Origin of the sequence: Lentilactobacillus kosonis (assembly GCF_003864335.1) — a bacterium.
GTDB classification, from domain to species: Bacteria; Bacillota; Bacilli; order Lactobacillales; family Lactobacillaceae; genus Lentilactobacillus; species Lentilactobacillus kosonis.
Genome location: NZ_BEXA01000003.1, coordinates 189,840 through 204,001, shown reverse-complemented (window position 1 = coordinate 204,001; position 14,162 = coordinate 189,840). Strand labels below are relative to the sequence as shown.

The window sequence follows — 14,162 nt, the reverse complement described above, 5'->3', positions numbered from 1 at the left end:
GTAATTATTATCACTAACAAACAAGCCACTCAATCAGATTGCATTACGAGTTTACGTAGTACTAAATCTGATTGGGTGGCTTTTAATATGCGAGGAGAGGTTGATCTATGGATAAGAAGGAAGCAGAACCAGAATTAAAGAGGTCGTTATCGTCAAACCAAATGCAAATGATTGCTCTTGGAGGGACCATTGGAGTTGGTTTATTCATGGGATCTACCGCAACTATTAAGTGGACCGGGCCATCAGTGCTATTAGCGTATGGATTTGCTGGGTTTATTTTATATCTAGTAATGCGGGCTCTGGGAGAAATGATTTATATTAACCCAGGAACTGGTTCATTTGCCGATTATGCTACTAATTACATTCATCCCATAGCTGGTTATCTAACTATGTGGAGTAATATTTTTCAATTCATTGTTGTGGGAATTAGTGAAGTGATTGCAGTTAGTCAGTATTTAAATTATTGGTGGCCCAACCTGCCTGGATGGGTTTCTGGGTTAGTGGTCATTATCACGTTGACTTTAGCCAACCTTGTGTCAGCAAAGGCATATGGAACCATCGAGTTCTACTTCGCTTTGATTAAGGTGGTCACAATTATCTTAATGATTGTAGTTGGAATGATGGTGATCTTTTTGGGATTTGGTAACAATTGGCATCCAATTGGATTAGCTAACTTATGGCAAATGGTGGGTTCTTCACTGGTGGTTTCAAAGGATTCTTCTTTGCCCTTTCAATTGTGGTTGGATCATATCAAGGTATTGAATTACTGGGAATTACGGCTGGTGAAGCAGCTAATCCCCGGCACGCAATTGTTTCCTCAGTTAAATCAATTGTTTGGCGAATCTTAATTTTCTATATTGGAGCAATTTTTGTAATCGTAGCAATTTATCCATGGAACCAATTAGCAACTGTCGGTTCACCATTTGTTGAAACTTTCTCTAAGGTCGGCATTGCTGGAGCAGCTGGAATTATTAACTTTGTTGTTTTGACTGCTGCAATGTCAGGAACTAATTCAGGAATTTATAGTGCCAGCCGAATGTTGTACAAATTGTCTAAGGAAGGCCGAGTATCTAAAATTTACAGTAAGCTTTCACCACATAAGGTGCCATCAGTTGCAATTTTGGCAATTTCTGGTGGGATTCTAATCGGAATTATTTTGAATATTGTCCTATCAGCATTTGGAGCAGCAGAAAATATCTTCGTGTTGGTTTATAGTTCTAGTGTGTTACCAGGGATGGTGCCATGGTTCGTGATTTTGATTTCTGAATTAAGATTTAGACGTTCCAATCCTGAAGTAATTAAAATGCATCCATTTACGATGCCATTTTATCCAATTAGTAATTATATTGGAATCGCTTCATTGTTAATCATTGTGATTTTTATGTTTATCAATCCAGACACACGCGCATCAGTTAGTGTTGGGGCATTGTTCTTAATTATTTTATCAATTCATTTTTGGTGGCGTCATAACAAAAAAGATCAGCAATCTAATAATTAAAAATAGAATATCTAATAGGCATTAAGAATTCGGGAAGTTACCGTAGACTTAATGCCTATTTTGGGGTTAAAGCAATATGTTAAATCAATTCGTTTAATACTTATTGCCCAAAATGATCATTGTTATTGTTTCAGTGTTTAACAAATAAATTTGAAATAGCTAAACGTTTTAAAATATTCGCACTAAGGCGATACGATAAATAGGGGGGCGAGTGATATGAAGTATATAAATTTAGCTTGTATGTTTTTAAGCTTTGGACTTTTAACATGTTTCGGATTACAAGTCATTCAAAAGTTTGCTGATGCGACTACTGTTAGTGATGCTAATTGGGACCATATTAATTACTGGGCAAGTGATTTAATTATTGTTCCTTTAATATTTTTAGGATTAACTATTTTTTGCTTTTGGTTAGCCTATTGGGATTACTATGATAAAAATCATACGATAAACAAGAAAAAATAGACTAGTAAATATAATAGTGATGTTTCCTAGCCAACATAAAAACACTTGCGAATCGATAATTTCGATTGCAAGTGTTTTTATGTTTTTTTCATATTTATTAACTATCTAGTTTTCATTAGATGAGCTAAACGAATTGTGAGTAAGATTGCAATTACTACCATTAGAACTCCAAATATTGGGGTCATTGCCACAGACAAACTTGCGGTTACCTGACTGCCGACGAAAGATCCCAGGGTAATTCCAATGTTAAATGCAGAGATATTTAGAGCAGATGCTAAACCAATATCTTGGGGGGTAAATTTTTCGGCTAATTGAACAATATATAGCTGTAGTCCAGGGACATTCATAAAGGCAAATAGCCCCAAAAGCATTACCGAAACTAATCCTAATACTGGTTGGTGAATAAAGATAAATAGTAATCCCAAGGTTATCGCAAGGCCGACGAACATTTTGATTAGGGCACTGAGAGGATTAGTATTGGCTAAGCGACCACCAATGGTATTTCCAATAGCGACCATTAAACCATAAACGATTAGGATAATGACAACTGCATTAGCTCCGAAGTGCATATATTTCTCAAGAATTGGTGTTAGGTAAGTATATGATGCAAATGTGCCTCCATAACCAAGAGCAGTGATTAATAGTGCTAACACGATTGGTTGATTAGTTAGGACACGCTTGAATCCTTTCAAATCTGGTCGAGTTTCGGGATGGGGCAGATTATTTGGAATTAGAAAGTAATTAGCGATTAAGCCAATCAAACCAACAATAGCGATGAAAATAAATGACCAGTGCCATGAAAGGTGTTGACCGATGAAGGTTCCCAGCGGCACACCAGTCACTGTGGCGACCGTTAATCCAGTAAACATAATAGAAATGGCGCTAGCTCGCTTGTCCATTGAGACTACGTCGGCAGCGATTAACGATGAAACTGACATAAAGATACCATGCGCTAATGCAGAAACAATTCTTCCTAGTAGGAGAATGGCAAATGTTGGTGCAGTAGCGGCCAAAATATTACCAATGATGAAAATCAGCATGATACCCATCATTAGTTTGCGGCGATCCCAATTAGCAGTTAAGACGGTTAGGATAGGGGCGCCAATTGTAACGCCTAGTGCGTAGATTGAAACCGTTAGGCCAGCTTGGGCAAGTGAAACATTAAAACTGTTAACGATTAATGGCATCAAGCCGACACTGATAAATTCAGTTGATCCAATTGCAAAAGCGTTAATCGCTAAAGCGGTTAAAGTTAGTGCGGGTGAGATTCTTTGATTTTCCATGTTATTCCTCCAGCGAGCTTGTGTTTTTAGCAAGTAATATGTATTATACTGGTACGGAGCAATGTAACAAGTACGTACTTTTTAGTGCTATAGGCACTTTTTAGTAACAAATTGATATATCAGGGAGAAAAGCATGGATACGATTGAAAAAACTTACAATATCGGGGTGGAAGCTACGATGGAAGTCATCGGTGGGAAGTGGAAGCCGATTATTTTATGTCACTTACGGCATGGTGCAAAACGGACCAGTGAGCTCAAGCGATTAATTCCTAATATTACCCAGAAAATGTTGACACAACAGCTTCGAGAATTAGAACATGATCATATTGTTGATCGTCGAGTATATAATCAAATTCCCCCTAAGGTTGAATATTCATTGTCAGAGTACGGTGAATCATTGAGTTATATATTGAATCAATTATGTACTTGGGGTGAACACCATATTGATCGAAAAGTTGAAGAGGGACAGTCTATTTGCTTATTAAATCGCGATGATGTCAATCATTAACTTAATCCGCTAGCCATTATCATGGGTTAGCGGATTATTTTTTGCTAATTAGTTAGTTTGTGTTGACAACGCCTAACTAACGTTCTAGAATATTGCATTGTTAGTTAAATAGTTAGCTCGTTTATGAATAACCTAACTAAATTTAAAATAAGGAAGCTAATGATGGAAGATAAAAATTTTATTGATGAACTTGGAAAACTAGTTACCAATCGTAGTTTTATGGGACCAGTGTTATTGAATCTGCGTCAACAGCAACAGGATAATTCACGTGGAAGAGCTCGAATGCTTCAAGCGATTAGTGAAAATAATGGGGTTACTAACTCACAATTATCAGAAATTTTAGATATTCGTCCTAGTTCAGTTAGCATACAGGTTAAAGGATTAGAATTCGATGGCTTCATTGAGCGCAAGGAAAGCCAAGAAGATAAGCGAGTATCATTAATTTATATAACCAGTAAGGGTAATCAAGTTCTTGAACACCAATCATCAATGGTTGATGAATCAACGGAAAAATTGATGAGCTTATTAACCGATGATGAGCAAGTTGAGCTCACCAGAATCTTGAAAAAATTAACGATCAGTTAGTGGATTTAGATGATGATAGTGACTCATTTGCAGGACCATTTGGACATCACGGTTTTGGATTTCCACATGGAAGATTTCCCGGAAACAATCATTTTTGGAAATAACGATGAACTATAGGAGATAATTAATCATGCAACGTGGACCAATGATGCAGCAACGACCAAAAGGTGGAAAATTCAATCTTAGAGCATTTTTGCAATTGATTCGAAAGACTAAGCCACTATATTGGCAACTCTGGTTAGGATTAGCACTTAGTTTGGTGGCAACTGGGATGCAATTAGCAGTCCCTAAGGTTGCTGAAAGTATGATCAATGGGTTTAAAAGTGGCATTAGCCAACCGTTGATTGTTGGAGTAATTGTATTATTCTTAGTCAGTGCCTTAATTAGTAGTTTGTCTGGATCAATGTTGGGATTCTTTGGCGAGAGTATTGTCAGTGAACTACGAAAATTAATTTGGACTAAGTTGCTCAAACTTAAAGTATCTTACTTTGACGAAACTAAATCCGGTGAGATGACTTCTAGATTGATCAACGATTCATCACAAGTTAAGGAATTAGTTGCTAACTCGTTTCCTAACTTAGTTAGTGCTTTGATTACTATCGTGGGTGCTTTAGTACTGATGGTAATGATGGATTGGAAGATGACTGCTATTATGGCATTGGCCATTCCGCTAGTGATGGTAATTATGTTACCAATTGCTCAAAGAACTCGACGAGTTGGTCGTGATCGTCAAGATGAAATGGCCAAATTTAATGGTCAAGCCGATGAAACGCTTAGTGAAATTCGTTTAGTTAAGTCTTCTGATGCAGAAGCTTACGAATCAAAATTAGGTTTTAAGTCAATCAAATCGTTATATCAGATTGGATTGAAGGAGGCCATTTATGATGCTGTTTCAGGACCGTTGATGACAACGGTTATGTTAGCATTATTCGTCGGGGTACTAGGATATGGTGCTGTGCGGGTATCACAGGGAACGATGACGCTTGGCAAGATGTTCTCCTTCTTCATGTATCTATTTCAATTAATGAGTCCAGCGATGGTGCTTGGCCAATTTGTTTCAACGCTTGGCAAGGCCAGCGGTTCAACAGAACGGATTCAAGATCTATTAGCAGCTCCTGAAGAAAAGTTTGCTGCTGGTGATGAAATTGATGTTGAAGGTAAAATCTTATCAATGGACCATGTTGATTTTGGATACGATCAGGAAACACCAGTTTTAAAGGATGTTAGTTTTACTGCAAACCTAGCACAGTCGTTGCGTTTGCCGGCCCTTCAGGTGGTGGTAAATCAACTATTTTTAGTTTGTTAGAGCGTTTCTACCAACCTGATTTTGGTAAGATTACCATTGGTGATGTCGATATTAATAATGTTGATTTGAAGAATTGGCGGGAACAAATCGGATTTGTTAGCCAAGATTCAGCTATTAAGGCTGGCACGATTCGTGATAACCTGACCTATGGTTTATCTGGCGAATATTCCGATGATCAATTATGGAACGTTCTAAAATTAGCCTTTGCCGATCAATTTGTGCATGACATGCCTAATGGTTTGGATACTCAAGTTGGTGAACGAGGAGTTAAGGTTTCTGGTGGGCAACGGCAACGAATTGCTATTGCTAGAGCGTTCCTTCGTGATCCAAAGATTTTGATGTTGGATGAGGCAACGGCTAGCCTTGATTCTGAATCTGAGGCAATGGTTCAAAAGCCTTGGATCAATTGATGAAGGGGAGAACGACATTAGTAATTGCTCACCGACTTAGCACAATTGTTGGGGCTGACAATATTTACTTTATTGAACATGGTGAAGTGAGTGGTTCAGGAACCCACTCTGAATTAGTTAAGAGTCATGCGTTATATCGTGAATACGTTGAGACTCAATTTGATGCAGCGACAAAATAAAAGTTAATATGTAGGTTGATTACCGATCACTGAGACAGTTTCTTAGTGGTCGGTAATTTTTTGAGATATAATAAAATTATGAGTTAACTTTGGGGGATAAGAACATGAACTTTAAAAAATCGTGCCACTATTACTAATTGGAATTCTAGCTGGCTGTGCGGCAAATAAGCCTGCTAAAGCACCTAAAAAGCAAGCCAGTAAGCCACCAGTTACATTAACGACTAAGCAAAAAGATTTCTAAGCAGGTATCAAAAATGTCACTAGATGATAAAATTGGTCAACTGTTTGTTACTGAGGTGTCGAATGACTCGACCCGGGTGAAAAGTGATATTCGCCGCTATCATCTTGGCGGGATTTTACTAATGGGAAATAACTTCGTTGGCAATCGGCACTCGTTTAAACAACGACTAGCGAGTTATCAGACGGCTGCTAAAATTCCTCTTTTGATTTCAACCGATCAAGAAGGGGGGTCAGTTTCTAGATTAAGTGATAATGCGCGGATTTCCGGTCGTGATTATTATTTATCACCTCAGGAGGCGCTCACCCGAGGTGGGATGAAGAAAGTATTAGCCAATTATCGCAGTCAAGCCGACAACTTAAAGAGCCTTGGGATAAATTGGAACTTAGCACCAGTGGCAGATGTGTCTAAACAGCCAAGTAGCTTTATTTATGCTCGAACTCTAGGTAAGGGATATCAAGCAACGGCTAAGTATATTAGCGAATCGGTGAAGACCATTCAATCTCGTGGGATTGCTACATCAGTTAAACACTTTCCGGGTTATGGCGCGGCTGCCGATACCCATACCGGTTCAGCTGCAGTTGACCGATCATTATCTGAATTTAAGCGGATGGATTTCGTCCCATTTGAAGCGGCGGTCAAGAGTGGCGCAGATTCAATCATGGTTACCCATATTATTTTAAATAAGATTGATCCTAATCGACCGGCATCGTTGTCTAATAAGGATATTTCGATATTACGGGACGATTTGAACTATCAAGGGGTAATCGCTTCAGATAGCTTACAAATGGGAGCGGTTAGTGATTATGTCAATAAATATCATGTCTCTAGGGATATAGTGGCATTTTCAGCTGGTAATGATATTTTACTTTCTGATGACTATCAAACAGGAATTCCAGAAATTAGACAGGCGATTAAACAAAACAAGATTTCATTGAACCAGCTTAATCAATCGGTAGAGCGAATTCTATATATGAAACACAAAATTGGTTTAAACATCAATTAAAATATGTAATAAAAAAAGGTTGGGAAATTTTCCCGAACCTCTTTAGTAATAATTAAATTACATTGACCAAGCAGCAAGACCTTGTTGCTTGTAAAGACTTACGGCAGCATTAACTTGGTCTTGAACAGAACCACCGCTAATGTGCATGTTTTGGAATAAACCATAGGCACCAGATGAACTATTACGAACAGATGGTTGCCAGTTTGATTCACGGTTGATGATGTAGTTCCAAGTTGATGCAGACACACCAGTTCTTGAAGCCATCTCGCTCAATACGGCACTCTTTGAACTGCCATAACTAGAAGTAGACTGGGTAGCAGTTGATGATTGAGTGTTTGCAGCAGGTTGGCTGTAAGTTTGAGTTTGTTGAGTAGTTTGTGCAGGTTGAGTATAAGTTTGAGTTTGTTGGGCAGTAGGTTGTTGTTGGGCAACTGCTGTAGTGTTAGTAGTTGCAGTGCTAGTAGTACCAGCAGCATCCGGGATAACCAATAATTGTCCTGGTGTGATTAAATGGTTTTGAATGTGGTTAGCATTTTCGATAGTATTGATAGTTGAACCGAATTGTTGAGAAATGGCCCAAACTGAGTCACCAGATTTAACGGTGTAGTTAGTCGATGCATCGGCGTTAGCTGAACCAGCTAAGAATAAACCAAGGGCTGCGGCAGTAGTAGCAAGTAATGTAGTAACTAATTTCTTCAAATGAGTACACTCCTATAATTAATTAAGTTTAGTTTTTAAATCTATATTTTGATCGATTAGTATCAATCAACAAACCATAGTCTACACGGTCAGTGTTACTAACAAATAGCGCCCAAGTTAAGAGATAAAGTCACAAATAGGGGTTATTTTACAGTCAGGTAATAAATGTAACGGGTAATCAAACGAGATCATTGGGACAATCACTGGTACATTAGGATTTACATTTAATATTCAAATATGCAATTTAAGACATTATTACGAGAAGTACTGAATTATCGTAATAATTAGTATTTATTGAAACATTTTAGATTTTACGACATAAAAAAGGATTTCTACTATCACATAGTAGAAATCCTTTTTGTCATCGCTAGTTGTTAACGAATTTAACCTAAAGGGCTAAATTACATTGACCAAGCAGCTAAACCTTGTTGGTTATATAGGCTTACAGCAGCGTTAACTTGATCTTGAACTGAACCACCACTGATATGCATGTTTTGGAATAAACCGTAGGCACCAGATGAACTGTTACGTACGTTTGGTTGCCAGTTTGATTCACGATTGATAATGTAATTCCAAGTTGATGCAGATACACCAGTTCTTGAAGCCATTTCGCTTAATACGGCACTCTTAGAACTACCATAATTAGTAGTAGATTGAGTTGCAGCTGGTTGGCTGTAAGTTTGAGTTTGTTGAGTAGCAGTTGCAGCTTGAGTAGTTTGTGCAGGTTGTTGAGCAACAGTTGTAGTGTTAGTTGCTGGTTGTGCAGCTACTGTAGTGCTTGTTCCATCAGGAATAACTAGTAGTTGTCCTGGCATAATCATATGGTTTTGGATGTGGTTAGCATTTTCGATTGCGTTGATAGTTGAACCGAATTGTTGTGAGATGGCCCAAACTGAGTCCCCAGACTTAACAGTATAGTTAGTTGATGCGTCAGCGTTTGCTGAACCAGCAAAGAACAAACCAACAGCGGCAGCAGTAGTTGCAAGTAATGTAGTAACTAATTTTTTCAAAAAATACACTCCTATAAAAAGTAAATTCTGGGCAAACCATTTTTGTTTGCCTCTTCATATTCAACAGCGGCCATACTACTATGGATTTATTACTGACAAATATCTGTGAAGTTAAGAGATGAAGTCAGAAAAAGGGCCTATTTTACAGTTAGGTAATACTTGTAACATAAATCTAACAATCAATATTTATAATAATCATTAGAAAAGTTAGTGTGATTTGAAGTTAATGGGCTAACCTATTTTTGAATTTGTATTACATAAATTACTAGATTTGATCCTCTGTCACATTAAAAATAGTTGCAAAATAAAGTTTACAGTTGTAAACTTTAGACAATTAATAAAAAATATTGAACTAGAAAGGGTGAATTTAGATGATTGATGCTGAAAATGTCACTATTTCTGATTCAGAATGGGAAATTATGCGAGTGATTTGGACACTTCATCAGGTCACAAGTCGTCAGTTGATTGATACGATGCATGAAACGCAGGGGTGGTCAGATTCGACTACTAAGACTTTATTATCTAGACTGATTAAGAAAGCCGCTGTTAGACAAATTGGTGAACACCGGCCGTTTAGTTTTGAACCAATTGTTACTGAACAGGAGTCAATGGCTACCGCTGCCATTGATCTATTTGACCGAATGTGTGCAATGCGAGCAGGTAAGACGCTTGAACAAGTAATTAATAGTAGAGAATTGTCTCAATCGGATATTAAACAACTGTTGCAAGTGTTAACTGCTAAGCAGGAAACGGCGCCGGAAATGGTTGAATGTAATTGCCTGCCAGATGGAGACCATGATTGTTGTGAGGTGGATAGTAATGAAAAATAGTCAAGATAATGAAATGAAACATATGAATCATGACCACATGCAAATGGAGCATAGTGATATGGATGGGATGAATATGGATCACGACCATATGGATATGGGCTCGGATGATATGATGATGCATGGTGGCCATATGATGCACATGGGTAATTTAAAAGCAAAAATTTTGGATATCAGTTATTTTAGCTATTCCGGTGTTATTTTTAGCTCCCATCATGGGACTGGAACGACCAATTATTGATGTTGGCAATTCGATACTGGTAGGTATTATCATCTTGATATTTGATACCGCTCTTTATTTCTATGGGGGCGCGCCATTTTTAAAGGGTGCTAAAGCTGAACTTCAAAGCAAAGAACCCGCAATGATGACCTTAATTGCTTTGGGAATTTCGGTATCTTTCTTCTATAGTATTTACGCATTTATTGCTAACAATTTTCTACATGGTAATCACGTCATGGACTTTTCGTTTGAATTAGCAACTTTGATCTTAATTATGTTGCTTGGTCACTGGATCGAAATGAATGCCGTCATGGGAGCGGGTAATGCATTAGAGAAGATGGCGGCCCTTCTGCCAAAAACCGCTCATTTAGTTGATACAGATGGACAAACCAGTGACGTCCCAGTTAGTCAGCTTCTAGTTAGTCAATTAGTTAAAGTAAATGCTGGTGAAAGTATGCCAGCTGATGGTGAAATCACTGAGGGATCAACAGCAGTTAACGAATCATTGATTACCGGTGAATCTGAGTTAGTTACCAAAACGGTCGGTGATAAAGTCATTGGAGGTTCAACCAATAATAATGGGACGATCATGGTTAAGGTGACCGGAACCGGTGATTCTAGTTACCTATCTCAAGTGATGAACATGGTTTCAAGCGCGCAAAAGGCTAAATCAAGTGCTGAAACTAAAGCTGATACAGTTGCAAAATATTTATTCTACGCTGCCACAACAATTGGGTTGATTGCATTCTTTGCTTGGTTACCAGAAGGATTACCAGTTGCATTAAACCGATTAGTAACGGTCTTGGTCATCGCTTGTCCCCATGCTCTAGGGGTGGCAATTCCGTTAGTTGTTGCTAGATCAACTTCAATTGGGGCTCAAAATGGTTTGTTGATCAGAAATCGTCAAGCAATTGAAGCCAGCCAAAAAATTACCCACGTGTTATTGGACAAGACTGGAACGTTGACGGAAGGCCAATTCAAGGTAAACGCCGTAGTACCAGTTGATGGGGTTGACAAGAATGATTTGTTAAGTAAGCTAGCTTCATTGGAAAGTAATTCAAATCATCCGCTAGCCCAAGCGATTGTCACCTATGCTAAAGACGAATTAGGTGAGGTTGATCCAGCTAGTGATGCGGAGAATATTCCTGGGGTTGGAATTACTGGAAACATTAATGGTGAGTTATTTACCATTGTTAATGCCAAGTATTTAAGAAAACACAATATTCATTTTGATGAGGCTTCCGCTAATGAGTGGGCAACTAAAGGAAACTCGGTTAGTTTTTTAATTAAGCAAGATAAAGTTTTAGGAATGGTTGCTGAAGGAGATACAATCAAGTCAGGCGCCCAGAAATTAATTACTGGTTTAAAGCAACGTGGAATTACTCCCGTTATGCTAACTGGTGATAATCCACAAGCTGCTGCTCATGTTGCCGAAATTTTAGGCATTACTGAATTCTCTGGTGGATTGCTACCTGAAGATAAGCAAGCAAAAGTCGCTGAATATCAATCTAAAGGTCATCATGTAATTATGGTAGGTGATGGGGTGAATGATGCCCCAAGTTTAGCAGCTGCTGAAATTGGCATCGCGATTGGTGCCGGCACTGATGTTGCAATTGATTCTGCAGATGTAATCTTAGTTAAATCAGAACCCAGCGATATTTTACGATTCTTGGACTTAGCAAAAATTACCAATCGAAAAATGGTTCAAATCTTTGGTGGGGAGCTGGCTATAATATTGTAGCAATTCCCTTGGCTGCTGGAGTATTGGCATTTGCTGGCATTATCTTAGATCCTGCAGTTGGTGCTATCTTAATGGCATTATCAACGGTTGTAGTGGCGATTAATGCGATGGGATTAACCGCTAATAAAATTAATAATTAATTCATCATAGTTGTGATAAACAAAAATAGCTCCACCGAAATTATATATTTTCGGTGGAGCTATTTTAATTAGATTAGTTGTGATGCTTAACTGAGTTTGCTACCAGGGAACAATGCCATCAGTATCAGAAAAGGTACCACTGATTGAATTAGTTGGCTGTAAGGCTAACTCAACAGTGCGCGCGACGCCTTCTTTAATTGTCTTAGGGCCACCGCCAACATCTGAATCGGTTGCCACCCATCCAGGATTGACAGAGTTAACGGTGATTTGCGTATCTTTCAATTCATTCGCAAGATCGATAGTAAACATGTTAACGGCTGCTTTAGAGGCTTGATAGCCAAAAGAAAAGTGTTTATATACACTACTAGTTGGATCAGATGCAACGGTTAGTGAGCCAACCGCACTGGAAATGTTGATGATCTTGGAACTTGTGGATTTGCTTAACAGTGGCAGCATATGCTGAGTAACAGAAACCAAGCCAAAAAAGTTGACATCAAAGTCGCCACGAATCTTTTCAATTGCGAGGGTTGATGGCTTTTCCCAATTATCAAGGGTAATGCCCGCATTATTGATTAAATTATCGAGTTTACCGAAGTCAGAAGTAATGGCTTGTTGGGCTGCGATAATGCTGGTTTCATCCGCCACATCCAGCAAGATTAGATTAGCTGTAATGCCTTCTTGTTGAAGAGTATTAACAGCTGTTATACCTCGGTCTTTGTTACGAGAGCCGAGTAGGATATGGTGGCCTGCTTGACCAAGTTCTTTGGCGATTTCAAAACCCATGCCCTTATCAGCGCCGGTAATTAATGTTAGTGGTTTATTCATTCAATAATACCTCCTAAAGGTTATAGCTAGTTTGTGATATAGTATGAACATATCATATGCGCCTCACGTAACTGGAGGTCAACTAAAAAGGGAGTAAAAATGATTTTAATTGGAGAACTAGCCCGGCGAACGCAGTTATCAGTTAGAACAATTCGTTTTTATGAAGAAAAAGGCTTAATTGACGCCGTTGATCGTGATCAGAATAATAACCGGCTATTTGATGACGACGAGACAGTTCATTGGCTTAACTTCATTAAGTACTTACGTCGGACGGGGATGACAGTCAAAAATATTCAGGAATATCATCAATTGATGAAGGCAGGTCCTAAGACCATCCCGGAAAGAATTAAAATTTTAGAAAATCAAAAAGCAAAAGTTTTAGCTGACATTGAAGAAAAGTATGCTGAAATTGATCAGATTGATCATAAGTTAAGTCGTTACCGCAAAGGTACTAATGGATATGTTTAATCTTAGTAGGGTATCTAATAGAAAAAAGGATGAGAATCATGATTCCCATCCTTTTTGGCATTTAATGATATTCATAGTTGGCAGTGTCTTTATTAGCAGCAAGGTTAGCATAAGCCTTGGCAATTTCATTTGGATCCATATGGCCAGGTTTACCCTCACGAATATAGGTATTAATAGTTACCATCCCTGCGAATGTTCCAGATTTGGCCAATTCTTTGTTGAGCGCAAGTACATAGTTGTGGAGGCCAACTTTACCAATCGACTGTTCAACATCGGTGGTCCCAGGTTTGGCAGCAACTACTGATCCAGTGTAGAGTAGCACACCATCGCCAGTCGCTTTTAACAATGGAAGGGCTAAGTTAGTAACAGTAACGGCACCGAGTAGGTTACTAGTCAAACTATTGGTTAATAATTCTCCAGTTAGCTGTGATGGTTTGTTTTTGGTTCTCATAGTGGCGTTATAGATCACAACTTGGAGTTCTCCCGTATCGCTAATTTTCTTCATTCCTTCAGCAACACTGGCTGGATCGGCTAAGTCAACTGGAACTGTAAATGCTTGGATATTATTTGTCTTTAATTGGGCTACTAAATCGTTCAAAGGGTCAATGTTTTTCCCCATAAACGCAATTTGATATCCTTGTTCACCAAAGTTGATTGCAAGGGCCTTACCAAGTCCGGCATGTCCTGGGCCAACAATTAATGCAATTTTAGTTGCCATGATTAAATCCCCCTATAAAATAATTAATTTAATAAGATT

General features: G+C 38.5%; 11 protein-coding genes and 3 pseudogenes. 9 read left to right on the top strand and 5 right to left on the bottom strand.

All coding sequences use genetic code 11. The features are described from left to right. Window positions 1-107 precede the first annotated feature (107 nt). Together NBRC111893_RS06415 and NBRC111893_RS06410 are read left to right on the top strand one after the other, a co-directional pair. Window positions 108-1,498 (top strand): annotated as a pseudogene (locus NBRC111893_RS06415) (amino acid permease). A gap of 216 nt (window positions 1,499-1,714) precedes the next feature. Then, on the top strand, window positions 1,715-1,960 hold the full coding sequence (locus tag NBRC111893_RS06410) for a hypothetical protein (protein ID WP_125008418.1): 246 nt from the start codon (window positions 1,715-1,717) through the stop codon (window positions 1,958-1,960). A gap of 101 nt (window positions 1,961-2,061) precedes the next feature. On the opposite strand, the gene NBRC111893_RS06405 is transcribed toward NBRC111893_RS06410, so the two are convergent. Further along, window positions 2,062-3,243, bottom strand: a complete 1,182-nt coding sequence (locus NBRC111893_RS06405) for an MFS transporter (protein WP_125008417.1) — start codon at window positions 3,241-3,243, stop codon at window positions 2,062-2,064. A gap of 133 nt (window positions 3,244-3,376) precedes the next feature. Here NBRC111893_RS06405 and NBRC111893_RS06400 point away from each other — a divergent pair, with 133 nt between their 5' ends. The 4 genes and pseudogenes from NBRC111893_RS06400 to NBRC111893_RS06385 all read left to right on the top strand — a co-directional run bounded on the left by NBRC111893_RS06400 (window position 3,377) and on the right by NBRC111893_RS06385 (window position 7,475). Beyond that, the gene (locus NBRC111893_RS06400; RefSeq protein ID WP_160114456.1) at window positions 3,377-3,751 is read left to right on the top strand and encodes a winged helix-turn-helix transcriptional regulator; all 375 of its coding nucleotides are present in this window, start codon (window positions 3,377-3,379) and stop codon (window positions 3,749-3,751) included. Between the two features lie 162 nt (window positions 3,752-3,913). After that, window positions 3,914-4,336, top strand: a complete 423-nt coding sequence (locus NBRC111893_RS06395; RefSeq protein WP_160114455.1) for a MarR family winged helix-turn-helix transcriptional regulator — start codon at window positions 3,914-3,916, stop codon at window positions 4,334-4,336. Between the two features lie 130 nt (window positions 4,337-4,466). Then, window positions 4,467-6,231 (top strand): annotated as a pseudogene (locus NBRC111893_RS06390) (ABC transporter ATP-binding protein). 254 nt (window positions 6,232-6,485) lie between these two features. Further along, window positions 6,486-7,475 carry a glycoside hydrolase family 3 N-terminal domain-containing protein gene (locus NBRC111893_RS06385; RefSeq protein ID WP_125008415.1) on the top strand — a complete coding sequence of 330 codons (990 nt, stop codon included), beginning with the start codon at window positions 6,486-6,488 and terminating at the stop codon, window positions 7,473-7,475. A 57-nt stretch (window positions 7,476-7,532) separates the two neighbouring features. On the opposite strand, the gene NBRC111893_RS06380 is transcribed toward NBRC111893_RS06385, so the two are convergent. Then, complete coding sequence (locus NBRC111893_RS06380; RefSeq protein WP_125008414.1) at window positions 7,533-8,174, bottom strand: LysM peptidoglycan-binding domain-containing protein; 642 nt, start codon at window positions 8,172-8,174, stop codon at window positions 7,533-7,535. 401 nt (window positions 8,175-8,575) lie between these two features. Then, window positions 8,576-9,184 (bottom strand): LysM peptidoglycan-binding domain-containing protein, encoded by a 609-nt coding sequence (locus tag NBRC111893_RS06375; protein ID WP_191984829.1) that lies wholly within the window; start codon window positions 9,182-9,184, stop codon window positions 8,576-8,578. Window positions 9,185-9,555: 371 nt separating this feature from the next. On the opposite strand from NBRC111893_RS06375, the gene NBRC111893_RS06370 reads away from it, so the two are divergent. Next, window positions 9,556-10,014, top strand: a complete 459-nt coding sequence (locus tag NBRC111893_RS06370; RefSeq protein ID WP_125008412.1) for a CopY/TcrY family copper transport repressor — start codon at window positions 9,556-9,558, stop codon at window positions 10,012-10,014. After that, window positions 9,971-12,112 (top strand): annotated as a pseudogene (locus tag NBRC111893_RS06365) (heavy metal translocating P-type ATPase). Before NBRC111893_RS06370 ends, NBRC111893_RS06365 begins: the two are co-directional and overlap by 44 nt. A gap of 99 nt (window positions 12,113-12,211) precedes the next feature. Here NBRC111893_RS06365 and NBRC111893_RS06360 read toward each other — a convergent pair. Beyond that, window positions 12,212-12,937, bottom strand: a complete 726-nt coding sequence (locus tag NBRC111893_RS06360; protein WP_125008411.1) for an SDR family NAD(P)-dependent oxidoreductase — start codon at window positions 12,935-12,937, stop codon at window positions 12,212-12,214. Window positions 12,938-13,036: 99 nt separating this feature from the next. Here NBRC111893_RS06360 and NBRC111893_RS06355 point away from each other — a divergent pair, with 99 nt between their 5' ends. Continuing rightward, window positions 13,037-13,405 carry a MerR family transcriptional regulator gene (locus tag NBRC111893_RS06355; RefSeq protein ID WP_125008410.1) on the top strand — a complete coding sequence of 123 codons (369 nt, stop codon included), beginning with the start codon at window positions 13,037-13,039 and terminating at the stop codon, window positions 13,403-13,405. 61 nt (window positions 13,406-13,466) lie between these two features. Here the strand turns inward: NBRC111893_RS06355 and NBRC111893_RS06350 are convergent, their stop codons facing one another. Then, window positions 13,467-14,123: an SDR family NAD(P)-dependent oxidoreductase gene (locus NBRC111893_RS06350; protein WP_125008409.1), complete on the bottom strand. Its 657-nt coding sequence runs from the start codon at window positions 14,121-14,123 to the stop codon at window positions 13,467-13,469. Window positions 14,124-14,162 lie beyond the last annotated feature (39 nt).